Origin of the sequence: Pseudomonas sp. BF-B-26, assembly GCF_019956495.1 — a bacterium.
In the GTDB taxonomy this organism is placed as follows: domain Bacteria; phylum Pseudomonadota; class Gammaproteobacteria; order Pseudomonadales; family Pseudomonadaceae; genus Aquipseudomonas.
Map to the genome: position 1 here is coordinate 1 of NZ_JAHBDP010000056.1, position 23727 is coordinate 23727.

The 23727-nt window shown below is 58.9% G+C and carries 24 protein-coding genes and 2 pseudogenes; 18 read left to right on the forward strand and 8 right to left on the reverse strand.

The window, feature by feature from the left end; genetic code table 11:
• The first annotated feature begins 68 nt into the window (after positions 1–68).
• Both KGB03_RS05745 and KGB03_RS05750 read left to right on the forward strand, forming a co-directional pair.
• Complete coding sequence (locus KGB03_RS05745) at positions 69–686, forward strand: TPM domain-containing protein (protein ID WP_223526552.1); 618 nt, start codon at positions 69–71, stop codon at positions 684–686.
• 286 nt (positions 687–972) lie between these two features.
• Positions 973–2187, forward strand: a complete 1215-nt coding sequence (locus tag KGB03_RS05750) for a class I SAM-dependent methyltransferase (protein WP_223526553.1) — start codon at positions 973–975, stop codon at positions 2185–2187.
• Positions 2188–2262: 75 nt separating this feature from the next.
• Here the strand turns inward: KGB03_RS05750 and KGB03_RS05755 are convergent, their stop codons facing one another.
• Positions 2263–3168: a DMT family transporter gene (locus KGB03_RS05755; RefSeq protein ID WP_111451038.1), complete on the reverse strand. Its 906-nt coding sequence runs from the start codon at positions 3166–3168 to the stop codon at positions 2263–2265.
• A 281-nt stretch (positions 3169–3449) separates the two neighbouring features.
• Between KGB03_RS05755 and KGB03_RS05760 the strand changes: the two genes are divergently transcribed.
• The 3 genes from KGB03_RS05760 (at position 3450) to KGB03_RS05770 (ending at position 4877) form a co-directional block, all read left to right on the forward strand.
• Positions 3450–4031 (forward strand): DJ-1/PfpI family protein, encoded by a 582-nt coding sequence (locus tag KGB03_RS05760; protein ID WP_008152949.1) that lies wholly within the window; start codon positions 3450–3452, stop codon positions 4029–4031.
• Positions 4032–4045: 14 nt separating this feature from the next.
• Positions 4046–4351, forward strand: a complete 306-nt coding sequence (locus KGB03_RS05765) for a ribbon-helix-helix domain-containing protein (protein WP_008025707.1) — start codon at positions 4046–4048, stop codon at positions 4349–4351.
• Positions 4352–4532: 181 nt separating this feature from the next.
• A complete protein-coding gene (locus KGB03_RS05770) occupies positions 4533–4877 on the forward strand; it encodes a YegP family protein (RefSeq protein WP_218536367.1) in 345 nt (114 codons plus the stop codon).
• Positions 4878–5007: 130 nt separating this feature from the next.
• On the opposite strand, the gene KGB03_RS05775 is transcribed toward KGB03_RS05770, so the two are convergent.
• Together KGB03_RS05775 and KGB03_RS05780 are read right to left on the reverse strand one after the other, a co-directional pair.
• Positions 5008–5895: a dihydrodipicolinate synthase family protein gene (locus tag KGB03_RS05775; protein WP_223526554.1), complete on the reverse strand. Its 888-nt coding sequence runs from the start codon at positions 5893–5895 to the stop codon at positions 5008–5010.
• A gap of 29 nt (positions 5896–5924) precedes the next feature.
• Complete coding sequence (locus tag KGB03_RS05780) at positions 5925–6707, reverse strand: aldolase (RefSeq protein WP_223526555.1); 783 nt, start codon at positions 6705–6707, stop codon at positions 5925–5927.
• A 159-nt stretch (positions 6708–6866) separates the two neighbouring features.
• On the opposite strand from KGB03_RS05780, the gene KGB03_RS05785 reads away from it, so the two are divergent.
• The gene (locus KGB03_RS05785) at positions 6867–7409 is read left to right on the forward strand and encodes a helix-turn-helix domain-containing protein (RefSeq protein ID WP_218536370.1); all 543 of its coding nucleotides are present in this window, start codon (positions 6867–6869) and stop codon (positions 7407–7409) included.
• A gap of 118 nt (positions 7410–7527) precedes the next feature.
• Here KGB03_RS05785 and KGB03_RS05790 read toward each other — a convergent pair whose 3' ends face one another.
• Positions 7528–8547 carry a DUF4917 family protein gene (locus tag KGB03_RS05790; RefSeq protein ID WP_074874229.1) on the reverse strand — a complete coding sequence of 340 codons (1020 nt, stop codon included), beginning with the start codon at positions 8545–8547 and terminating at the stop codon, positions 7528–7530.
• Positions 8548–8703: 156 nt separating this feature from the next.
• Here KGB03_RS05790 and yiaY point away from each other — a divergent pair, with 156 nt between their 5' ends.
• Positions 8704–9852 (forward strand): L-threonine dehydrogenase, encoded by a 1149-nt coding sequence (gene yiaY / locus KGB03_RS05795; protein WP_192406565.1) that lies wholly within the window; start codon positions 8704–8706, stop codon positions 9850–9852.
• Between the two features lie 49 nt (positions 9853–9901).
• Here yiaY and KGB03_RS05800 read toward each other — a convergent pair whose 3' ends face one another.
• Positions 9902–11137: an aminotransferase class I/II-fold pyridoxal phosphate-dependent enzyme gene (locus tag KGB03_RS05800; RefSeq protein WP_218536371.1), complete on the reverse strand. Its 1236-nt coding sequence runs from the start codon at positions 11135–11137 to the stop codon at positions 9902–9904.
• A gap of 239 nt (positions 11138–11376) precedes the next feature.
• On the opposite strand from KGB03_RS05800, the gene KGB03_RS05805 reads away from it, so the two are divergent.
• The 4 genes from KGB03_RS05805 to KGB03_RS05820 all read left to right on the forward strand — a co-directional run bounded on the left by KGB03_RS05805 (position 11377) and on the right by KGB03_RS05820 (position 16154).
• Positions 11377–12285 carry a LysR family transcriptional regulator gene (locus KGB03_RS05805; protein ID WP_223526556.1) on the forward strand — a complete coding sequence of 303 codons (909 nt, stop codon included), beginning with the start codon at positions 11377–11379 and terminating at the stop codon, positions 12283–12285.
• Between the two features lie 238 nt (positions 12286–12523).
• Positions 12524–13717, forward strand: coding sequence for a CaiB/BaiF CoA transferase family protein (locus KGB03_RS05810; protein WP_223526557.1), 1194 nt, complete (start codon positions 12524–12526; stop codon positions 13715–13717).
• Positions 13714–14640 (forward strand): hydroxymethylglutaryl-CoA lyase, encoded by a 927-nt coding sequence (locus KGB03_RS05815; RefSeq protein WP_056739399.1) that lies wholly within the window; start codon positions 13714–13716, stop codon positions 14638–14640. The genes KGB03_RS05810 and KGB03_RS05815 overlap by 4 nt, the downstream gene beginning before the upstream one ends.
• Before the next feature lie 182 nt (positions 14641–14822).
• Positions 14823–16154, forward strand: a complete 1332-nt coding sequence (locus KGB03_RS05820) for an MFS transporter (protein WP_218536374.1) — start codon at positions 14823–14825, stop codon at positions 16152–16154.
• A gap of 130 nt (positions 16155–16284) precedes the next feature.
• Here KGB03_RS05820 and KGB03_RS05825 read toward each other — a convergent pair.
• Positions 16285–17651 (reverse strand): IS3 family transposase gene (locus KGB03_RS05825; RefSeq protein ID WP_223526558.1). Its coding sequence is split into 2 segments (ribosomal slippage): positions 16285–17183 and positions 17183–17651, totalling 1368 coding nucleotides; the frame shifts between segments, so codons are not numbered across the junction.
• Between the two features lie 130 nt (positions 17652–17781).
• Positions 17782–18186, reverse strand: a pseudogene (locus KGB03_RS05830) (DMT family transporter); the annotation flags it as partial.
• Here KGB03_RS05830 and KGB03_RS05835 point away from each other — a divergent pair.
• The 7 genes and pseudogenes from KGB03_RS05835 to KGB03_RS05865 all read left to right on the forward strand — a co-directional run.
• Positions 18186–18527: pseudogene (locus KGB03_RS05835) on the forward strand (LysR family transcriptional regulator); the annotation flags it as partial. The pseudogenes KGB03_RS05830 and KGB03_RS05835 overlap by 1 nt on opposite strands.
• Before the next feature lie 179 nt (positions 18528–18706).
• Positions 18707–19441, forward strand: coding sequence for a hypothetical protein (locus KGB03_RS05840; protein ID WP_218536375.1), 735 nt, complete (start codon positions 18707–18709; stop codon positions 19439–19441).
• 35 nt (positions 19442–19476) lie between these two features.
• Positions 19477–20208: a hypothetical protein gene (locus KGB03_RS05845; protein WP_223526559.1), complete on the forward strand. Its 732-nt coding sequence runs from the start codon at positions 19477–19479 to the stop codon at positions 20206–20208.
• A gap of 112 nt (positions 20209–20320) precedes the next feature.
• Positions 20321–20959, forward strand: coding sequence for a LysE family translocator (locus KGB03_RS05850; RefSeq protein WP_111450884.1), 639 nt, complete (start codon positions 20321–20323; stop codon positions 20957–20959).
• An 85-nt stretch (positions 20960–21044) separates the two neighbouring features.
• Complete coding sequence (locus KGB03_RS05855; protein ID WP_192406580.1) at positions 21045–22394, forward strand: sensor domain-containing diguanylate cyclase; 1350 nt, start codon at positions 21045–21047, stop codon at positions 22392–22394.
• Between the two features lie 117 nt (positions 22395–22511).
• Positions 22512–22670, forward strand: coding sequence for a KGG domain-containing protein (locus tag KGB03_RS05860; RefSeq protein WP_008152986.1), 159 nt, complete (start codon positions 22512–22514; stop codon positions 22668–22670).
• A gap of 73 nt (positions 22671–22743) precedes the next feature.
• Positions 22744–23247: a DUF4142 domain-containing protein gene (locus KGB03_RS05865; RefSeq protein WP_008152987.1), complete on the forward strand. Its 504-nt coding sequence runs from the start codon at positions 22744–22746 to the stop codon at positions 23245–23247.
• Positions 23248–23293: 46 nt separating this feature from the next.
• Here KGB03_RS05865 and KGB03_RS05870 read toward each other — a convergent pair whose 3' ends face one another.
• Positions 23294–23704 (reverse strand): low affinity iron permease family protein, encoded by a 411-nt coding sequence (locus tag KGB03_RS05870; RefSeq protein ID WP_218536379.1) that lies wholly within the window; start codon positions 23702–23704, stop codon positions 23294–23296.
• Between the last annotated feature and the right edge of the window lie 23 nt (positions 23705–23727).

Here is a 23727-nt window from a genome sequence, read left to right on the forward strand (position 1 = left end):
GTTTCGGGGGAGGCGGTTCCTCGGGCGGCTGGTGATCACACAACAATAGCGAGTGGGCATTCTTAAACATGGCATTACTGACTGAACACGAACAACGCAAAGTTGCCGAGGCGATTGCCCGGGTCGAGCGCGACACCGACGCCGAACTGGTGACCGTGCTCGCGGCCCGCGCCGACGACTATGCATACATCCCGCTGCTCTGGGCCAGCCTGCTGGCGCTGGTCGTGCCGGGTATCGTGCATTACCTCACGGGCTGGCTGACCCTGCACAGTTTGCTGCTGGTGCAATGGATCAGTTTCATCGTGCTGTGCCTGGTGTTCAGGATTCCAAAAGTCACCACTCACCTGGTCCCGCGCTCGGTGCGTCACTGGCGCGCCTCGAACCTGGCGCGCCGGCAGTTTCTGGAGCAGAACCTGCACCACACAGTGGGCGGCACCGGGATGCTGATTTTTGTCTGCGAGGCTGAACGCTATGTGGAAATTCTGGTGGATGAAGGGATTTCCAAACGGCTGGACAACAAGAACTGGGAGGGAATTGTTGCGGCGTTCACTCAGCAGGTGAAGCAGGGGCAGACGTTGCAGGGATTTGTCACCTGCGTCGAGGCGTGTGGCGAGTTGCTCAAGGTGCATGTGCCGGTGACGCATGTGAGGAATGAGTTGCCGAATCGGTTGGTGGTGTTGGGCTGATTTCACACTCCGGATCTGACACACCTTCTGTGGTGAGAGGGCTTTTGTGGCGAGGGGACTTGTCCCCGTTGGGTCGCGAAGCGGCCCCATTCGATTCATCGGTTAGACCGAGTTCTCAGGTTTTACGACTGCTTCGCAGCCGAACGGGGACAAGTCCCCTCGCCACAGGGGACTCGACTTGCCTCGCGATTCGCACCGTTCGGTAAATAACTGCGTGTCCCAAACCCCCATCCCCCCTAAAATACCCGCCATTCCCCGATCCGCACCGCCCGAGGCCGTTTTTCCCATGTCTGTCACCGCCACTCCCGCCAGCCTCGCGCCGGATCACCACGCCCAGTTCATCGACCTGCTGCAATCCAGCCTCGACGACAACGCCTTCATCAAACTGGTGCTGGCCAAGTACGTCGGCACTGAAGTGGACTTGCAGCGGCTGATCATCAAGCAGCTGACGGTCAAGGATCTGCCTTGCCTGTCCTTCGTCTACCGCTACAAAACCCGCGACATCACCAAGAATTTGCCGATTACGGAGGGCGTAGCGACCATCGCCGCACTCTTGCCGGCATCGTTCAAAAATGCGCATTTGCTGTCGTTGACGGATGAAGCTCAGCTGGAATACAGCAAAAAGGGCAAGTCTTCGCTGTTCAAGAGCAAACCTCAGCAATTGCGTGAAGTGCCGTCCGCTGAGCATAACCGCGAGAAGAACCGCTTTCTCGACCTGAGCCGGCCGTTCCTCGCCGACCTTGGTGTGACGAACAGCAAGCACGAGCTGATCCCGGCGATGTCGCGCAAGTGGAAGCAGATCAACAAGTTCATCGAAGTCTTCAGCCATGCGCTGACCACCTCACCGCTGGCGCTGGACAAGCCGGTTCAGGTGGCGGATTTCGGCTCGGGCAAGGGTTACCTGACGTTCGCGATCCATGACTATCTGCGCAACACCTTGAAGGCCGAAGGCGTGGTGACCGGCGTCGAGTTGCGCGAAGAGATGGTGGATTTGTGCAACGCCGCGGCCGCAAAGCTCGAGCATCCAGGGCTGGTGTTCAAATGCGGCGATGTGCGTAGCGTGGCGCCGAGCGAGCTGGACGTGATGATCGCGCTGCATGCCTGCGACATCGCCACCGACTACGCGATCCACACCGGCATCCGTTCCGGCGCCTCGATCATCATGTGCTCGCCGTGCTGCCACAAGCAGATCCGCCTGCAGATCCAGAGCCCGGCGCTGCTCAAGCCGATGCTGCAATACGGTCTGCATTTGGGCCAGCAAGCGGAAATGGTCACCGACAGTTTGCGCGCGTTGTTCCTGGAAGCCTGCGGTTACGAGACCAAGGTGTTCGAGTTCATCTCACTGGACCACACCAACAAGAACAAGATGATCCTGGCGGTCAAACGTGCCGAGCCGGTTGATCCGGCCCAGCTGTTGGTGAAGATTCAGGAATTGAAGGATTTCTACCACATCAGCGAACATTGCCTGGAAACCCTGCTGCGGGCTGATGGCTACCTCTGATCCCTGTGGGAGCGGCGGTGCGGCGATCCGACTTGCTCGCGAAGGGGCCGTAACATTCAACATCTGCGTTGGCTGTTAGTCCGCCTTCGCGAGCAAGCCCGCTCCCACAGGGGGCTTGACCGCGGTCTTGCGTCCCAACATCACCGTCACGATCACCCCGGCGGCAAACAGCCAGGTGATCGGCTCGATGTGTTCGCCGAAGAACAGCGCCGAAAAAGCGATGGTGAAGAAGATCTGCAACAGCTGGATTTGACTGACCCGGGCAATCCCCCCCATCGCCAACCCGGCGTACCAGGCGAAGAAACCGATGAACTGCGAGAACAGCGAGACGTAACCGAAGGCCCACCAGGTCTTGGCCGAAATCTCGCCCTGATGTTGCAGCGCCAGGTACACCACCGGCCCGATCAGCAACGGCGTCGACAGCACCAGTGCCCAGCAGATCACCTGCCAACCGCCCATCTCCTTGGCCAATCGGCCGCCCTCTGCATAACCCAGGCCGCCAACGGCAATCGCGCCGAGCATCAGCAAATCACCGGCCTGAATGCTGCCGGCCCCGCTGATCAGCGCATAACCCAGCACCAGCGCGCTGCCCAGCGCAGCGCAGGCCCAGAAGGCTTTCGACGGTCGTTCGTGGGACAACCACGCGGCGTACAGCGCCACGCACAACGGCTGTAAGCCGTTGACCAGCGCACCGTGAGACGCCGGCAAGGTTTGCATGGCCCAGGCCGACAATACAGGGAAGCCGAGGATCACCCCGGCAATCACCAGGGTCAGGCCTTTGACCTGTTTCCAGGTCGGCCATTTTTCCCGACGCCAGAGCAACAGCAACGCCGCCGGAACCGCCGCGAACAGCGCACGGCCCAGGCCGTTGAGCAGCGGATGGAGTTCCTGCACGACGATCCGTGTGAAGGGCAGGGTGAGGCTGAAGATCACAACGCCGAGCAGGCCGAGGGCCATGCCGGTGTTTTCGCGCGAGGACATGATGGCAACCAGAATTGAGGGTGGCGGGAAGATCTTTATCTAGCCATAAACCCGGCGTTTGCTGCTGTTACAGCTAGGCGCAGAGTTATCCGTACAGTTTGCGGACGCCATCGCGGGCAAGCCTTGCTCCTACAGGTGAGAACGACACTGGACATGTAGGAGCAGGGCTTGCCCGCGATGAACGATGACGCGGTCCATCAGGTAGTAGCTGGTTATTACCCGACCCTGCGGATAAGGACTACCTTGAATACTCCTACGTATTTCCCAGAGGAGTCCTCCCCATGGCCGCTAAAAAAATTCTGATGCTGGTCGGCGATTACGTCGAAGACTACGAAGTGATGGTGCCGTTTCAGGCGCTGCTGATGGTCGGCCACACGGTGCACGCCGTTTGCCCGGACAAAACCGCCGGTCAGACCGTACGCACGGCGATCCATGACTTCGAAGGCGACCAGACCTACAGCGAAAAACCCGGTCACCTGTTTGCCCTGAACTTCGACTTCGCCAAGGTCAAGTCCGAGGACTATGACGCCCTGCTGGTGCCGGGTGGTCGTGCGCCGGAGTACCTGCGCCTGAACGAAAAAGTCCTGGAACTGGTGCGCGCGTTCGACAAGGCCGGCAAACCGATCGCCGCCGTGTGTCACGGTGCTCAATTGCTCGCGGCCGCGGGGATTCTTGAAGGTCGTGAGTGCAGCGCCTACCCGGCCTGTGCTCCGGAAGTGCGCCTGGCGGGCGGTACGTTCATCGATATCCCGGTGACGGAAGGTCATGTTCAGGGCAATCTGGCCACTGCTCCGGCCTGGCCGGCGCACCCGAGCTGGCTCGCCGGTTTCCTCGGGTTGCTGGGCACCAAAATCACGCTGTAACGAGGGACCTTTCCATGTGCGAGCTCTACGTCAAAGCCGATCCGATTCTCTACGAGTCGCGCTCCCGCTCGCTGCGCATCTGCGGGGTGGTCACCACCCTGCGGCTGGAGAATCAGTTCTGGGACATCCTCAGCGAAATCGCCGAGGTCGACGGCATGACCACCAACCAGTTGATCGCCAAGCTGTATGAAGAGGTGATGGACTACCGCGGCGAGGTGGTGAATTTCGCCTCGTTTTTGCGGGTCAGTTGTACCCGTTATCTGAGTCAGCGACGGGTGCAGGCGCCGGAGTTATCGGTGGTGCGGGCGGTGGTGAAGTAGGTGATTTTGTGCTGACCTTACCGGCCTCATCGCGAGCAGGCTCGCTCCCACAGGGGAATTGTGTACATCGATCCATTGTGGGAGCGGGCTTGCTCGCGAAGGGGCCGGTACAGGCGACAAAAATCCTCGCCTGGTCTTTACTCTGAAGCGCAAAACCTCTCAATTGCCAAGGAGAAAGAGCATGTCTGGATGGTATGAAGTGAGCAAAAGCAGCAATGGTCAGTTCAAATTTGTACTGAAGGCCGCTAACGCGGAAACCATTCTGACCAGCGAGCTGTACACCACCCGCGCTGCCGCTGACAAAGGCATCGTGTCGGTTCAGAGCAACAGCCCGAAGGATGAACGCTACGAGAAGAAAACCACCAAGGATGGCCATCCTTACTTCAACCTCAAGGCTGCTAACCACGAGATCATCGGTAGCAGCGAGGCTTACACCTCCGTTGCCGCGCTGGAGAAAGGCATCGCCAGCGTCAAAGCCAACGGACCGACCACGGTGATCAAGGACAAGACCCTGCCAGTGCTCTGAATCCACCGACGATCTAATGTGGGAGCGGGCTTGCTCGCGAAGGCGGTGTGTCAGGCAACATTGAAGGTGACTGACACCACGCCTTCGCGAGCAAGCCCGCTCCCACATTGGTTTTGTGTGTGTTTTGAGATCAGCGCAATGCTTTCAACAGTTCCTGTAGTTGACTGCAACCCGCCTCGCCGAGTGGAAACACCGGCAACCGCGGGTCGCCCGCTTCCAGCCCGGTGGCGCGCAAACCGGCCTTGATCGTCGCCGGCAAGCCACCTTTCAGAATGAAATCCAACAGGGGCAACTGGTGATAAAACAGTTCGCGCGCCTTGCCCAGATCGTTGGCCAATACCGCTTCATACAAATCAAGATTGAGCTGCGGGATCAGGTTCGGTGCCGCTGTGCACCAGCCTTTCGCGCCTGCCGCAAAGGCTTCCAGCGCCAATGGATTACAGCCGTTGTAGAACGGCACCTGACCTTCGCCGAGCCGTTGCAGCTGGTGCATGCGCTGGATGTCGCCGGTGCTTTCCTTGACCATCGTCACGTTGTCCACGGCATTGAAGATCCGCAGGATCAGGTCCACCGACATGTCGGTGCCGCTGGTGGCCGGGTTGTTGTAGAGCATGATCGGTACGCCGATGTTCTCGCCGATGGCGCGGTAGTGGGCGAGGATTTCCGCTTCGCTGAGTTTCCAATAGGACGTCGGCAGCACCATCACCACATCGGCGCCGTGGGCTTCGGCGAAACGTGCGCGGCGTACCGCTTTGGCCGTGGTCAGGTCGGAGACACTGACAATGGTCGGCACCCGTTTGGCCACGTGTTTGATGCTGAATTCGCTGACCTGATCCCATTCCGCGTCGCTCAGGTAAGCGCCTTCGCCGGTGCTGCCCAGCGGTGCGATGGCGTGGACGCCGTCGTCGATCAGGCGATCGATGGAACGCCCGAGCGCCTCGAGATCAACGCCCTCACCGTTGGCGGTGAACGGAGTGATGGTGTAGCCGATGATGCCGTGAATGTTTGGGGTCGACATGGCGACTCTCCTCTTGAAAATGAGTGGTTTCAGTTCAGGCAATCAGCGTGTTGATGCAGGTTCTGCCGAGCGTAGTAGTTGAAAGCGGCGGCGTGACGTTTCGGCCTGGCGATCCAGTCATGGGCTTCGCGGCCCAGCGCTGGCAGGATCGGCTTGATGGTCCCGGCGCTCATGGCCAGCAGTTGCAGCTTGGCGGCGCGTTCAATCAGTTGCGCAATGACACAGGCTTCTTCGATGGTCGCGCCGGTGGACAATTGGCCGTGGTGCGAAAGCAGAATCGCTCGTTTGTCGCCCAGGGCGGCGGCAATCAGTTCACCTTCCTCGTTGCCCACCGGCACGCCTGGCCAGCCTTCGAGAAACGCGCAATCGTCGTAGAGCGGGCAGAGGTCCATGTGGGAAATCTGCAGCGGTACTTCGAGCATCGACAGCGCGGCAACGTGGGTCGGATGAGTGTGAATGATGCAGTTCACATCTGGCCGCGCGCGGTACACCCAGCTGTGAAAACGGTTGGCCGGGTTGGGCATGCCGTGGCCTTCAAGCACGTCCAGGTCTTCGTTGACCAGCAGCAAATTGCTGGCGGTGATTTCGTCGAAACCCATGCCCAGTTGTTGAGTGTAGTAGGTGCCCGGTTGCGGGCCGCGGGCGGTAATCTGCCCGGCCAGACCAGAGTCGTGGCCGTTCTCGAACAGAATCCGGCAAGTCAGGGCCAGCTTTTGCCGGTCGGTCCACGTATTATCCGCCAGGGTGTTTTGCATCTGGGTCAGCGCTTGCTTGACCAGTTGCTCTTTGGGTAGTGCTAAGGTCTTGGCCATATCGGTGTCCTTTGGGTGGTTCAATGGACGTCGGGTTTGCCGTTCACTCGTTGCTCGCAAGGTCATGGGTGAATGCAAATGACACAAGCGATGCTATATGACACTTTGTGTCATTAGCAAGAAAGAATCGTTGCTCCCTTGATGGATTAATTGCTCTACATGTCTATCCGTTTGAAATTACTGAGAAAAAAACTCGGCGTGACGCTGGAGGCCTTGGCCGAAAAATCCGGCATGACCAAGAGCTATCTGTCGAAAGTCGAACGCGGGTTGAACACTCCGTCGATCGCTGCCGCCCTGAAACTGGCCAAGGCATTGAACGTGAAGGTCGAGGAGTTGTTCTGCGAAGACAACGTCAGCCTCGACAGTTACAGCCTGGTGCGCAGCGATGAGCGCCAATCCCTGGCAGCCAACGATGAAAGCCCGGGTTACGCGGTGCTGGCCCATCAGGTCAGCGAGCGCAGTCTGCTGCCGTTCATGATTTACCCGCCGACCGAGTTTGCCGACAAGACCTTCAAGGAACATTTGGGCGAGGAGTTTCTGTTCGTGCATGAGGGGCAGGTGGAAGTGGACTTCATGAACGAGCGGGTGCTGCTCAATCGTGGGGACGCGCTGCATTTCAATGCGCAGAAACCGCACCGGATACGGTCAGTGGGCGAGGTTCAGGCGCAGTTGCTGGTGGTGGTGCATAGCGCCGAGGAATGAGTCGATTGGTCTGAGGCCTTCGCGAGCAAGCCCGCTCCCACATTAGACCGAGTTGTCCGGACAGACGCGGACAAATGTGGGAGCGGGCTTGCTCGCGAAGGCGTCAGCCGCGTCGCCGCTAAACCTCGACTGGAACTGTGAGCTTCGGGCTGCCCAACGCATGCGTCTTCGAATCAAAAAACCGCAACTCACTCCCGGTTCCTTCAAACACCTTCGCGTAATGCCGCTTCTGGTGCTGAATGAACGCCTTGCTGCGCGGATAAATCGAGATCGCCACCCTTTGCGGTTTCGCCTGACGCAAGGCGTGAATGATGTGGCTGTCCTGCTCACCCAGGGCATGGCCAAACAGGCACAACCCGTCGCCATGGCCAAGTAACTGGTCGTAGCAGAACGATAGATAGTCCGAGCTGCGAATAGTCTTGAGCTTGTCCTGCGCCGGACCTTCATTGACGAACAGCGGCACGTCATCGAGGGTCTTGATCGTGTTGTTGATCGCGAAACTGCCGAGTAACGTGCCCTCGGTCGACATCAGTTTGCGCGCCGTGCCGTCCTGATTTCGCACCAGATGCAACCCGCCATGCAGGTAAAGCAGCCGGGTTTTATCGGTCGCCGTGGCGCTTAGATCGAAGCTTGATTCTGCACCCTGAAACAGGTCGCTGATCGCATCAGGCTGGTGCTGGGTCGCCCAGTAGTTGAGCAGATCGTAGTTGGTGGTGAACACGGTCCGGTAGCGGCCCAGTTCCTGATTGATCGTCGCCAGCGACGAAGGCACCACCAGCCGCCACGGGATGTGCACCGCGTGCACGGTGTTGATCAGCGCTTCCTTGATCGCGTAGTAACGATTGCGCGGCGCGGCGGAACTCACGGCCAGGGCCTTGTTGACCCGGCTGGTGGTTTTCAGCGCGCTGAGCACCTGCTCGAAGCTGCGCGTCTGCATGGCGTCGAACACGCTCAGCTCGGACTGGCTCAGGGGTTTTTCTTCGACGGTACGGGCATTTTCGAACAGCGAGTCGTAGCCGAAATCGTCCCACACGGCGCGACTGGCGCCGTTGCCCACCAGCAGGCCGCTGAACGAGGCGGTGGCGCGCAAGGCGTTCCAGTCTTCAAGTTGGGCATCAACATCCTGGAAATCGGTCATTGCGTTCAAAGTCTCAAAGCAGAAGGTCTGGTGGGCGGCGACTTTATCACGACCAAGACTTGAGCCAGATCAAGTTACTTAATGACCGATAGGTCGATCCTGTGGGTCCCCGCTGGATCGGCGCTACCGATTCGGCCTCAGCCAGGAGACTCGCTCATGAGCAGCACGTTTTTCATCCCCGCCGTGAACATCATGGGCATCGGTTGCCTCGACGAAGCCATGGACGCCATTCGCAAGTACGGTTTTCGCAAGGCGCTGATCGTCACCGACGTCGGGCTGGCCAAGGCGGGCGTAGCGAAGATGATTGCCGAGAAGTTGGCGATGCAGGACATCGATTCGGTGATTTTCGACGGTGCCAAGCCTAACCCGAGCATCGCCAACGTCGAGATCGGTCTGGGTCTGCTGAAGGAAACCCGCTGTGATTTCGTGGTGTCCCTGGGCGGCGGTTCGCCCCATGACTGCGCCAAAGGCATCGCGTTGTGCGCAACCAACGGCGGGCAGATTGGCGATTACGAAGGCGTCGATCAATCCACCCAGCCGCAACTGCCGCTGATCGCCATCAATACCACCGCCGGCACCGCCAGCGAGATGACCCGTTTCTGCATCATCACCGACGAGTCCCGTCACGTGAAAATGGCCATTGTCGATCGCAACGTCACGCCGCTGCTGTCGGTCAACGACCCGGCGCTGATGGTCGCCATGCCCAAGGGCCTGACGGCTGCCACTGGCATGGACGCACTGACCCACGCCATCGAAGCCTACGTTTCCACGGCGGCCAATCCGATCACCGATGCCTGCGCACTGAAGGCGATCACGTTGATCAGCAACAACCTGCGCCTGGCCGTCCGCGACGGCAGTGACATGGCCGCGCGGGAAAACATGGCCTACGCGCAGTTCCTCGCTGGCATGGCGTTCAATAACGCATCCCTGGGTTTTGTCCACGCCATGGCCCACCAGTTGGGCGGGTTCTACGACTTGCCTCATGGTGTGTGCAACGCGGTCTTGCTGCCCCACGTACAAAGCTTTAACGCGCTGGTTTGCGCCGATCGCCTTACCGATGTCGCCCTTGCGATGGGCGTCGATGTTCGCGGTTTCACCCCGGAAGCGGGCGCCCAAGCGGCCATCGTGGCGATCTGCAGCCTGTCCAAAGACGTGGAAATCCCCGCCGGTTTGCGTGAGCTCGGCGCCAAGCTCAACGACATCCCGATGCTCGCCAGCAATGCCTTGAAAGATGCGTGTGGCCTGACCAATCCTCGCGTGGCGGATCAGCGTCAGATCGAGGAAATTTTCCGCAGCGCGTTTTAGGAAGTCTTGCGGCCCCCCTGGAAGCCTGCGAGGCTTCCAGGGTTTCAGTTCAACAGCCGATTTCCCGGCCTCGAGTGCGTAAAAGTTCGGTGATGAGTTCACAAAAGTGGCGGATCAGCATCGGCTCCATGTCGGCGCGCAGGGTGATTCTGATGGCTGCCTTGCCTTGTGCGACCACTGGGAAAAAAACCGCCGAGGTGAAGAAGCCGTGATTGGCCAGTTCCATGGCGATGCTGTTGGCGAGCGTTGCTTCGCCGCAGTTGACCAGTCGAATCGCCATGTTGCTGTTGTGTTGATCGGTGCGTATGAGGCTGTCGAACAGCCGGATATTAACCTGAAGTTTTTCCTGCAACGCGGCAAATTCCAGCGTGCGATGTAGCAGGATGGACGCTCTGCCCGCGCCAATGGCTGCACTGTCCAGGCTTTGCGACCAATTGCTGGGACCGCCGTAACGGGCAATGAGCCTCTTCTGCCGTTCATTGCCCAACATGACCAGACCACCGCCGGCGCCAAACGAGTTGGCCAGCGAGGCGACAATCAGGCAGTCATTCTCCAGGGCGTGAAACCTGGGGCGTACGAGGCCTGCGCCCGATGTTCCGACGGCGGACAGTGCGTGGGAATCGTCCAGGTAGAGAAACAACCCATAGCGGTCCTTGAGATACAAAAGACTGTCCATGTCCGCGACCCCGCCCATGCTGTAGGCGCTGTCTGCGATATACGCGACGGTGCGGTGTTGCTGACACTGCTTCTCGAGAAAATCCATGTCGTTATGAGGACTGGTCACGACCGTGGTTTCATCCGCGCAGGCGGCTTTGAGGTGATTCATCGAGTAGTGCGCCAACCGGTCAAAGACCATCACGGGAGGGCGGTTTTCCGTGAACACGCCGCTGGCCAGCAAAGGCAGGATTCCGGCACTCGCCGCACTGCACGACAAGGTGCTCAGGCAACTGGCGCCGAACAACTCGGACAGTTCGGTTTCGTACTGTTCCAGAATCGCCAGCTTGCAGCGGTTCTTTGAGTTGGCGACGCGCAGGGTGCCGGTTTCCCACAGGGTATTCATGGCGCCGTCGAGAATGTCGGGATGGTGATCCAGGCCCAGGTACGACGTCGTGCAGAAATGATGAAACGCGCGCCCGTGCTGATCGAGCATCCGGTTGGCACTTTTGATTTCGACGTTAAGCCCCGAAATTTTCCCGGCTTCAGCGCTCTCCCAATCGTGATCGGCCAACGCGATGACTTTGCGGTAGTTGGTGTAGCGGTTTGCTGCGTGTGCTGTCTGGTCCATGTGAAAACGACTTTCCTTGAGTGAAACGATCCATGAGTTTGTTGCAGTTCGTGTGTGTTTCCAGACTTTACAGAGCGCGGCGAAGGCTTTGAATCGGCTGTTTCCGGTAGGGCTGAGTGTTACAAGACATTTATGTGTAGGACGATGCCTCGTGATGTTGTGGGCAATTTGCTTTGCCGAGTCGCGTAGAAACCGGGCTATCCTGCCGACTCTGTCGAACAGAAGTCATCGAGCCCTCCATGCTGCAAAAAAGCCTGATCCGCCGCCTCGACCTGATCACTCTCCAGCTGTTTGTCGCCGTTCATGAGGAGGGCACGCTGACCCGTGCCGCCGCGCGTGAAGCCATCGCGGTGTCGGCGGCCAGCAAGCGGCTGATGGAGTTGGAAGAAGCGCTGGGCATCAGCCTGTTCGTGCGTCAGGCCAAGGGCATGACCCTGACGCCGGCCGGTGAAACCTTGTTGCACCATGCTCGGCAGATGCTGTTCAACGTGGAGAAAATGGGGCTCGAACTGGGCGAACACAGCCACGGTATTCGCGGCTATGTGCGGATGCTCGCCAACCTGTCGGCGATCATTCAGTTCCTGCCCGAAGACCTGCGGGACTTCTCCGCGCGTCATCCTCAAGTCAAGACCGACCTCGAAGAACGCCCCAGCAGCGGGGTGATTCAGGGGGTGCTGGATGGCGTGGCGGACCTTGGGATCTGCTCCAGTGACAGCGACGTCAAAGGTCTGCACAGCGTGCTTTATCGACAGGACAAACTGATGGTGTTGATGCTGCCCGATCATCCGTTGGCGAGGCGTTCCAGCCTGGCCTTCGCCGATACGCTGGGCAGCGATTACGTCGGTTTGCATTCCGCCAGTTCAATCAATATGCGTACCCACGCAGCCGCGCGCGAGGCGGGCAAAGTGCTGCGGTTGCGGATTCATGTACCGGGTTTCGACGCCATGTGCCGGATGGTCCAGGCCAACATGGGCATCGGCATCCTGCCGCAAAAAGCCTATGAGCTGTTTGGCCGGGCGTTGGGCTTGCACGCGGTGCCGTTGACGGATGACTGGTCGGATCGCGCGTTGGTTCTGGTGGTGCGTGATGAAGCGGCGCTGTCGCCGGTGAGCCGGATGTTGTTCGAGCATTTGCGTGGGCATGTCTGATCATTCTCGATTGGATGGACTGGCCCCATCGCGAGCAGGCTCGCTCCCACAGGGGATTTATGTGCGCCGCAGATCAACTGTGGGAGCGAGCCTGCTCGCGATGGCGGCCTCAAGGTCGCGGTAATCTTCCGGGCGTTCGCGTTTCGCGAACGCTCGTTGCCAACTGAAGGTTGGATTCCAGCCCCCGGGGTCCTCTAGCCTTGGCTCATATTCCAAGAACAACATGAGGTACCCCGCGATGACTGCCCCCTTGAGTGCAATCAAAGTGATCGAGATCGGCACGCTGATCGCCGCGCCGTTTGCCGCTCGCATGCTCGCCGAGTTCGGCGCCGACGTGATCAAGATCGAAGCCATGGGTCAGGGCGACCCGCTGCGCAAATGGCGCAAGCTGCACGAAGGCACGTCGCTGTGGTGGTACCTGCAATCGCGCAACAAGAAGTCCCTGGCGCTGAATCTGAAATCCCCCGAAGGCATCGAACTGGTCAAGCAACTGGCGACCAGCGCCGACGTGCTGATCGAAAACCTGCGTCCCGGCGCCCTGGAGAAACTCGGTCTGGGCTGGGACGTGTTGCACGCCCTCAACCCTGACCTGACGCTGGTGCGTATATCCGGTTATGGCCAGACCGGCCCTTACCGTGATCGTCCAGGGTTCGGCGCCATCGGCGAGGCCATGGGCGGGATTCGCTACACCACCGGCACCCCCGGTTCACCGCCGGCGCGGGTGGGCGTAAGCCTCGGCGATTCCCTGGCTTCGTTGCACGCGGTGATCGGTGCCTTGATGTCGCTGCTGCGGGTCAAGACCGGGCAGGGCGGTGGGCAAGTCGTCGATGTGTCGCTGGCTGAAAGTGTGTTCAACGTCATGGAAAGCCTGGTGCCGGAATACGACATGCTCGGCCATGTTCGGGAGCGCAGCGGCGGAGCCTTGCCGGGCATCGCGCCCTCCAACACCTATCTGACGGCCGATGGCGCCTACGTGGTGATCGCCGGCAACAGCGACCCGATCTACAAGCGCTTGATGGACGTCGTCGGTCGCCGAGATCTGGCCGACGCGCCGGAGTTCGCCCATAACGACGGGCGTGCCGCCAAGAGCAACGTACTCGACGCGGCGATCACTCACTGGACCAGCAGCCTGCCGATCGACGAAGTGTTGTCGGCACTGGAAGCGGCCGAAGTCCCGGCCGGGCGCATCTATTCAGTCGCCGACATCGTCGCCGATCCGCACTATCAGGCACGGGACATGCTGCTCAACGCCGACTTGCCCGGCGGTGCCACGGTGAAGATGCCCGGCATCGTGCCGAAAATGTCCGAGACGCCCGGTGGCGTGAACTGGTCCGGACCTGCGTTAGGCCAGCACACCGACGGCATCCTCGCGGGGCTGGGCCTTACGGATTCGGACATCGAACGGCTGAAAGCGGAAGGGGTGGTGCAATGATCACTGATTTTTCCGAGACCCTGATTGTTCAGGAAGTCTCCCCCCGCGACGGCTTGCAGATCGAGCCGACCTGGGTCGAAACCGTCGACAAGATTGCCTTGATCGATCAGCTGTCGCTGGCTGGTTTCAGCCGCATCGAAGCAGGTTCGTTCGTTTCGCCCAAGGCGATTCCGGCGCTGCGCGATGGTGAGCTGGTGTTTAAGGGCATCACCCGGCAACCGGGGGTGATTTACGTCGCGTTGATCCCCAACCTCAAAGGCGCGCAACGGGCGCTGGCGACCAGGGCCGACGAGTTGAATCTGGTGATGTCCGCCAGCCAGACCCACAACCTGGCGAACATGCGCATGCGTTGCGAAGCCTCATTGGCCGCGTTCGGCGAGATCGTGCAATACGTTCGCGGGACGACGGTGCGACTCAACGCCAGCATCGCCACCACCTTCGGCTGCCCGTTTGAAGGCAAGATCGATGAGGATCGCGTGCTGCAAATCGTCGAGGCGTATCAGGAGCTCGGGATTCAGGGCATTACCCTGGCCGACACCACCGGCATGGCCAATCCGCGGCAGGTCGATCGTCTGGTGCGGCGGGTCTTGCAGCGGGTTTCGCCGGCTGATCTGACCCTGCATTTCCACAACACTCGCGGGCTCGGTTTGTGCAACGTACTGGCTGCCTATGAGGCCGGTGCCCGACGTTTTGACGCGGCACTGGGCGGGCTCGGCGGTTGCCCGTTCGCTCCGGGTGCCTCGGGCAATATTTGCACCGAGGATTTGGTCAACCTGTGCGATGAGATCGGCATTCACACCGGCATCGATCTGCCGCTGTTGCTGCAATTGTCACGAGGACTGCCCGCGCTGCTGGGCCATGAAGTCCCCGGTCAACTGGCCAAGGCCGGACGCAATTGCGATCTGCATCCGTCCCCGTCCTGACAACCCCTAATCCGTGTGGGAGCGGGCTTGCTCGCGAATGCGGTCTGACATTTAACAAAGATGTCGACTGACAATCCGCCTTCGCGAGCAAGCCCGCTCCCACAATAAAGCTCCCTACAGACCTTTCAACCAGACAACAAAAACAATCGGACACCCACGGGCAGTCCACCTGGAGAACCAACATGAGCCTTAATGTACTGGAGGCGGGCGCGAGCCCGTCCGTTAGCCACGACGAAGAAAAAGCCCTGGTCAGCAAAGTCGCCTGGCGCCTGATGCCGTTGATCATGGTCTGCTACCTGTTCGCGTTTTTCGATCGCATCAACATCAGCTTCGCCAAGTTCCAGCTGCAGACCGACCTGAGCCTGAGCGACACCGCTTACGGCCTCGGCGCGGGGTTGTTCGTGGTCGGTTACGTGATCTTCGAAGTGCCGAGCAACATGATGCTGTACAAGGTCGGCGCCCGGCGCTGGATCGCCCGGATCATGATGTCCTGGGGGCTCGCTACTGCGGCCATGGTCTTCGTCAATAGCGAATGGCAGTTCTACGTGCTGCGCTTTGTGATTGGTGCGATGGAAGCCGGTTTTGCGCCGGGAGTCCTGTATTACCTGACGCTGTGGTTCCCGCAGCATTATCGTGGGCGCATCACGTCGATGTTGTTTCTGGCGTCGGCGTTTGCCGGTCTGGTGGGTGCACCGTTCTCCGGGCTGGTGCTTCAACACCTCGACGGCTTCCTCGATATGCGCGGCTGGCACTGGCTGTTTCTGCTGGGCGGCGTGCCTTGCATCGGCCTCGGCTTGCTGGTGCTGACATTGCTCAAGGACCGCATCGAAGACGCCCATTGGCTGACGCCCTCAGAGAAAACGCTGCTGGCCAGCCGTATTGCGCACCATGAACCGCACAAGAGCGGCGGCTCGTTGCTCGCCGCACTGCGGATTCCGGGTTTCCTGACACTCGGGCTGATCTACTTCCTGATTCAGGTGGCGTCCTACGGCTTGAACTTCTGGGCCCCGCAACTGATTCGCAGTGCCGGCACCGAGAGCCCGGTGATGATCGGTTTGCTGACCGCCATCCCTTACATCTGCGGCGCCATCAGCATGGTGGTGATCGGGCGGTTGTCTGACTCGACCGGCGAGCGACGCAAGTTTGTCGCAGGTCTGGTTGCGGTGGGCGCGGTGGGGTTCTTCTGTGCGGGAATCTTCGCTAACCACACGACCTTCCTGATTGTCGCGCTGGGCTTGCTCGGTGCCGGAATCATCGCGTCTATCCCGAGTTTCTGGACCCTGCCGCCCAAACTGCTGGCCGGTGCGGGCGCAGGGGCTGCTGGCGGGATTGCAGTCATCAACACCCTCGGCCAGTTCGGCGGCATCGTCAGCCCGGTGATGGTGGGGCGGATCAAAGACCTGACCGGCAGCACCACGCCGGCACTGTATGTCATCGGCGTCTGTGCGCTGATCGCCGTGGCGCTGCTGCTGTGGGGGTTGCCGCAGAAGCTGCGTACGCTCGACAAGTTTTAAAAGTTTCGCAGGCTACGCCGGTTCCTGCATCGACCACGCATCACTGCAGGAGCTGGCGAAGGCTGCGATCGCAAGAAGATGATCGTTCCCACGCTCTGGTCTGCACCCCAAAAGTTGGACGATTGTGGTTCTAGGCCTGAACGGATTGAGTCCTGTATTCCACAGGGCTCATTCCGTTCAGCCTCAGCTTGATGCGCCGGTGATTGTAATAGTGGATGTAGTCCACTAGACCGGCCTGAAGCTCGTCCAGATTACTGAATTTCTTCAGGTAAAAAAATTCGGATTTAAGCGTGCCAAAGAAGCTTTCCATGGCCGCATTGTCGTAACAGTTTCCTTTGCGCGACATGCTCGCGGTGACCGAGTGCTCTTTAAGGCGTTGGTCATAAATAGGCATCCTGTACTGCCAACCTTGGTCTGAATGCAGGATGGGTTTTTCGCCTGTTTTTAGTCGCGCAAAAGCTTTGCTAAGCATTGTCCCGACCATGCTGAACAGCGGCCATCTGGCGATATCGTAGGAAATGATCTCGGCGTTATAGAGGTCCAGTATTGGCGATAAATACAGCTTCTGGCCTCCCACCTTAAATTCCGTGACGTCGGTTACCCACTTCTGATTGGGTTGTGATGCGTGGAAATCGCGGTTCAGAAGGTTGGGGGCGGCTCGACCCACTTCACCTTTGTAGGCACGATACTTCTTCACACGTACACGGCATCTGAGGCCAAGCTCAGCCATAAGGCGTTGCACTGTCTTGTAGTTGATCAAGAAACCGGCCTTGCGCACTGCCAGCGTCATGCGGCGATAGCCAAACTTGCCTTCTTCTTCGTTGAAGACCTCGCATATCTTGGCTTTCAGATCCGCATACTTATCAGCCGCCTGGAGCACTTTCTGCTGATAGTAGAACGTGCTGCGCGCCAATCCAGCGACCTTCAACAAGCCGTCGAGAGAATGCCGCTGCCTCAATTCAATTACGAGTTGCGCTTTTTCTGTTGCGCTGCTCGTTTCTTCTGAACCAAGGCATCGAGCTTTTTTAGATAATCATTTTCCAGCCGAAGTTGATTAAGTTCTGCGATCAACTCATCCCGGGAACGAGACTCGTCAGGTAACAGAGGCTGAGCAGGTTCGGGCGGTTTGGGCATTTTCTTTGTAGATCCAGTTCGTCTGGGTTGGCTGAGCAGGGAGTTTTCACCGCCCTCATCATAGCGGCGCTGCCAATCGCCGACGATGTTGAATTTCCGGATATCAAATAATGCGGCTACTTGGCGGTAAGAAAGCTGCTCTTCGCGCATACGCTTCAAGACGGACATCCTGAATTCAGCGCTGTAGTGGCGCACTTTTTTTACTTCCAGAGCGGCTGTGCCGTGCACTTGGTACGCTGCAACCCACTGGCGTAACGACGAAAAATCCACCTCGTGACGGTGTGCTACATCTCTAAGCCCCGCCTTGCCGGCGCAATAATCCTGTACCGCTGATAGCTTCGCTTTAACCGTGTACTTTCCCATGAAACACCCCATCGGTCGTGTCCAACTTTTGGGGTGCACACCACTCTGCGTGGGAATGCTTCAAGGGACGCTCTGCGTCCAGTGACGCGGAGCGTCACGGGCTACATTCCCACGCAGAGCGTGGGAACGATCAAGACGTTGCTGTTATCGCTTTTTCCAATGTGCCTCCGAACTGAATCAACACCACTCCAGCCATTAACAACACCGCCCCAGACACCCGAGGCACTGTCATCTCCCGCTCCACCAACCCAAACCACCCGAAGTGATCCAGCAGCGAGGCAATCACCTGTCCCGCCAGCGCCAAAGCAATAAACCCCGAGGCCCCGAGTTTGGGCAACAGCATCAACGCCAACGAAATAAAGCACACCCCAAACGCGCCACCAGCCCACATCCACAGCGGCGCCTTGCTGATGAACGCCAGCGACGGCAACGGCAAACGCAGCGCCAACATAACCGGCAACAACACCACAATACCGACCAGCAACGACGCGAGGGTTGCCCACAACGGGTGGCCCAAACCGCGTCCGAGGTTGGCTGCCGACCTACCTCGCCCGACCCCACGTCCTGCTGGAAATGCGCGGCAGCGGCACCCCGGAAATCGAACGAGCCCTGACAGCCCTGCGTGAACGCCGTCGCGTGGCGATCAGCCTGTCGCACTGGAGCGTCGCCCCGGAATTCATCAGCGGTACTGACCTGATCCTCACCGTCGCTTTCCGAGGGTTGCTCAATATCGATGAGCAGTCGTTGATCGTGGTCCCGCCGCCGTTTCACATTCCGTCGTTTACGTTTGTGTTGGTTTGGCACAAACGGCGGGGCGGGGATCAGGCGTTGAACTGGTTGAATGGGCGGATTGGGGAGGGGATCAAGCACGGATGACGTTCTATCCAGCAAGGTGATCGACGCCGGCAAGGATGGCTTGGACGAAATCCGCTGCGGCCGGGGGTTAGGCCACCCCCCGTTCGTCTACCGTAACAAATGATTGAACAGACCTACCGAGCCGGGGATAGTGCGCGGCTGAAATCGTCTGGTTTTTTGAAGTAGACAAGGAGCAGGGCATGACATTGAAGTCTGGGTTGATGGGAAGTCTGGCTGCGTGCAGCCTGATAATGACGGCCCGGGTGTTCGCTGAATGTGCGTCACCGTCGTTGAGTGACGATTTCGGTTTTTCCGTTTGCAAGGACTGGCCCGCTTACCCTGGCCTTACTCTGACTGCCACTTCGCAGCACGAAACAAACCCGTCTTTCGACAGTTCGGGTCGTGACGGGATCTACGACCTCAGTCTTGCGGTGGTGTCGGGTAGTGAATCGAGACCCCAGGCATCCTTCCATCAAGCGTCTGCCTTCGTGTCTGACGCGTTTGGCATTGAAGACCTGCAACTGGATACCGCCCGCTACACACTCACTCCAGAACTGCGAGCCTTTGGCGTACGAATCAGATTCGGCGGTTCTTCTCGCGCCAATCCCATGGCTGAAACCTGGCTGTCGCTCTATGTAAAAGAAGGCAATCAGTTGCGTCCAGTCCTGGACAGGCTCATCACGGAGGCGGAAAGCGGCGAATGGGATACCAACTGTGCCGGTGAGCGCTATAACACCGTTCGAACCGTTGAGATCGGCAAAACCAGTTCACATGGATTTGCGGATCTGATCATCAAATCGGTGGCCACCAGTATCATCGGCAAAGGCGAGGGGGAGGCTTGTGAGTCAACATCAATCACCGCCAAACCCGCGCTGACGACACTCCGATACAACGGAAAAGCCTATGTCCTTCCACAAGGTTTCAAGGGCGTTTAAGTACTGCGAGCGATTCGAGACGATCAGGGAAGACAATGACTACTACCAAGAAACTGCTGAGTTCAATCGCCGTACTCGGCCTCATCATTGCTGCCGGCCAGGCCAAAGCGGGTTGCGAAGATGAGGCGCCATTCGGCCAGGGTTCATTCACGCTATGCAAGGTTTGGCCGGCTTATGACGACCTGACTATTGTTGCCACGTCTACGTTTACCCCGGACTTCGTAGATGCAGGCAATGATGGCGGGAATGTCGATCTGGAGTTGTCGCTGATCCAATCATCCAATTCGAAGCGCCTGGCCAACTACCGAAAAAAAGACGCCTATTATTCGGACGCTGTGGCGTATGAAGGGCTGGCCATTGATACAGCAAGGTACAAGCTGAACACTGACGAGCGTGCGTTTGGCATTCGTTCGAAATTTGCCCATGAGTCCAGCGTCAGTCCCTATACGAAAACAGAATTGGCACTGTATCTCAAGGATGGCAGTGTTCTACGTCCCGTGCTGGAAGGGCTGGTGGTCGACAGCAGCAATGGCGAGTGGGACGGCAATTGCGCAGGAGAGGGGACGCGGACGCAGCGAACGGTCGGTATCGCTCAGTCGATGCAAAACGGGTTCGCAGACCTCATTGTCAGCTCCACTGTGACGCTGACGAAAAGCTTCAAGGTGGGCGAACTGTGCGATGGCGAATCCCAGAAATTGAAGACGACCCAAGTCACTCTCCGTTATGACGGCAAGCAATACGTCGTACCAGAAGCACTTAGAGGTTAATCCATCGGTAGCAGCCCGATGCGGGAATGAAAGTCTTCGACGATCAGTAAGTCGGGTTCCGGGAACCTGAGATAGACTTGCGTGCATTCGCTCCGGCTCAACAGGACATCCAATGACCCCATCGCTGCTAATGGCTGTTCTCGCCTCTGGCTTTATCTACGGCATCACGCCGGGGCCGGGTGTGTTGGCGGTGTTCGGCATCGGTGCGGCGCGTGGTCGGAGGGCCGGGGCGGGGTTTCTCTGCGGGCATTTGCTGGGGGATGTGGTCTGGTGCAGCACTGCGCTGATCGCGATTGTCGGTGCGCGGGAAATCGGCAGTACCGCATTCGATGTGCTGGGAGTACTCAGTGGGCTGTACCTGTTTTGGCTCGGTCTGCGCGCGGTTCGCGCTCGTCGCAGCAGTGACGAAGCACCTCAAGGCCCGGCGCGGCAGCCGTTCTGGCACGGCATTCTGTTTGGCCTGACCAATCCGAAGGCTTACCCGGTGGCGGTAGCGACTTTTACGGCGCTGCTGTCCAGCCGTGCCGAATTGCTGCACTGGTCGATGCTGCCGTGGCTGATTGTCCTGAGTTTCGTCGGTGGCCTCATGGCCTACGCTATCCTCATTGGCATTGTCGGTGCGCGGCAGGTGCGCATGTTGTACCAGCGCCATGAGCTGCTGATCACCCGGTTGTGTGGGGTGATGTTTATCGGATTCGCCATCAATGCCCTGGCGCATGCATTGCCGGGGCTGGTGACGAACAAGGCGTGAGGCTGATTGCAAGGAGGCGTCAGCTGTACTGATGGGGCAGGGAAGGTTCTTTATTGCTGCATTGGCCGGACACGCTCACCGCACTATGGCAACCAGAAATTCCGCGCCGTTGGCGAGTTATATTGATCTCTTGCTGGACGCCGTCTGTGCGGTCGACAAACAAGGTCGCTTCGTTTTTGTCAGCGCGGCTTGCGAGCGTATTTTCGGTTATACCCCCGACGAGCTGATCGGCCAGCCGATGATCGATCTGGTGCATCCCGCCGATCGTCAGCGCACCCTCGATGCCGCGCGGGAGATCATGGGTGGCGACCCCAAGCTCAATTTCGAAAACCGCTACCTGCGCAAAGATGGCCGAGTGGCGCACATCCTCTGGTCGGCACGCTGGTCGGAGGTCGACCAACTGCGCATCGCCGTGGCGCGCGACATCACTGAGCGCAAACAGGCCGAATCCCGGCAAGCGGCGTTGTATGCGATCTCCGAAGCGGCCCACGCGGCGGAAGACTTGCTCGCACTGTTCAAACGCATCCATTTGATCATCGGTGAATGGCTGCCGGCGCTGAATTTCTCCGTGGCGCTGTATGACGAACACTGTGCACAGCTGAATTTCCCTTATCACGTGGACGACCTGGAGCTGCAACCCGAGCAGCCCGGAACGATCACCGGACGCCTCTGTGCCGAGGTGATTCGCAGTGGCCAGCCGATTCTGCTGACCCCGGATCAAGACAATCCACTGGCGGGGTTTGAGGCGCTGGTCGCGGGCCAGCATTCACCTTGCTGGCTGGGTGTGCCGTTGAGTTCACAAAACGGCACCATCGGTGCGCTGATCGTTAAAAGCGTGCCCGGTGGTGAGCGTTACACCGAACAGGACAAGGAGCTGCTGCAATACGTTTGCGCACAGGTCGCCACCGCGATTGAGCGCAAGCAATTGCTTGCCCGACTGCAGCGCATGGCCCAGTACGACCAACTGACTCAGCTGCCCAACCGAGAGTTACTCCGTGACCGGCTTAAAGATTCACTGGCGCTGGCGCGGGCGGACTCCGGCCGAATGGCACTGCTGTACGTCGACCTCGACCGCTTCAAGCAAGTCAACGACACCCACGGTCATGCGGTCGGCGACATGCTGTTGCAAGCGGTCGCCAACCGGCTCAAAGGCTGCGTGCGAGAAACCGACACGGTGGCGCGTATCGGCGGTGATGAGTTTGTAGTGTTGTTGCACAGTATCCACGCCTCGGAAGACGCCGACAGCGTGGCGGGAAAAATCCGACAGGTTTTGGCTCACCCCCTGCGTCTGGACGGCCACAGCCTGATCATCCAGACGAGCATCGGTGTTGCGCGATACCCCGACGACGGCACTGAAGAAAAGCAATTGTTCCGGCATGCCGATGAGGCCATGTACGCCGCCAAGCGCCAACATCACCAACGCCTCGGGGCCTGAAAAATCTGCCACCGTTCGTCGTGGCGTTTTCAACTTTTCTAAACCTTTGCGGTGATCGAAATTCTGATTCTATGCGGGCTCCTGCTCGCCGCGATCATCACCAAGAGGTAGAGAATCATGCCTAATTCAAGAAACTCGAACTCGGGAAACTTCGCCAACGATCGAACGAAGGCGTCTGAAGCCGGTCGCAAAGGTGGGAAAACTACCACCACGACTGTCGATAAAGACCCTTCGAAACCCGATATGGGCCGCAAAGGTGGTCAGAAATCGAAGTAGCGGTGAAGGTAGTTTTGATTGAGAGGCGGGAGCGTAAGCTCCCGTTTGAATTTTTTACGAGGAGGGCGCGACCATGAGCCGGATGGCCACCCGATTACGCAATGCCAGTTTTGCCACGTTGCTGGGCCTGTGCGCCAGCAGTGCCTTTGCCCAGTCCCCCGCCGAATTCATCAACGATGCGTCGGCCAAAGGCATGGCCGATATCGAAGCCAGCCGCCTGGCGCACCAGAAAACCGAATCCAAAGAGGTCAAGGATTACACCATCGTTGTCATCAACGACCGCACCACCGCCAACCAGCACCTGGCGAAAATCGCCAAACAACTGGATTTGCCGGTGGCTCCGCGTGAAGAGGTCGTCGATAAAGCCAAAGCCTTGATGCCGCAAGTGCAGGACGGCGCGAGCTTCGACCAGGCCTACGCGGCCAGTCAGGTGAAAACCACCCAGGAAGCCATCGAACAGCTTCAACAGGCAGCGCAGACCACCGACGTGCCTGAAATCAAAGCCTTCGCCGAAGAAACGCTGCCCAAATTGCAGAACCACCTGCAAATGGCCAAGGCGCTGCAAGCCAGTCGCTAACCCACGAAGTACGCGGGTGACCTAGAGCCACCCGCGATGAGCCCGATCAGCATTCATCCAAATCCTGCTTGCCTTTTTCCTGGACGACGGTACCGTCCAGGGGAATCGTTTCGCCCTCGCCAAGTTGCCGATACTTCTTTCGTAGCGCTTCCAACTGCTTGAGGTCCAGCGCCTCAAGCCCCAGCATCGCGTTCTGCGCCTCCTTCGTCACCCGCAGCAACTCATCGACCTTCAAGTGCAAAATGTCCGTGTCGCGGTTCTGGGTGTTCTGGATCAGGAACACCATCAGGAAGGTGATGATCGTGGTCGACGTATTGATGATCAGCTGCCAGGTGTCGTTGAAGTGAAAAATCGGCCCACTCAGACCCCACAGAAAAATCAGAATGATCGCCCCCATGAACGTCTTGGGGCTACCCGCCCACAGGGCAAGTTTCTGAGCGACTTTTGCGAATTTCATAGCCGTGTTCCTTATAGGGATGC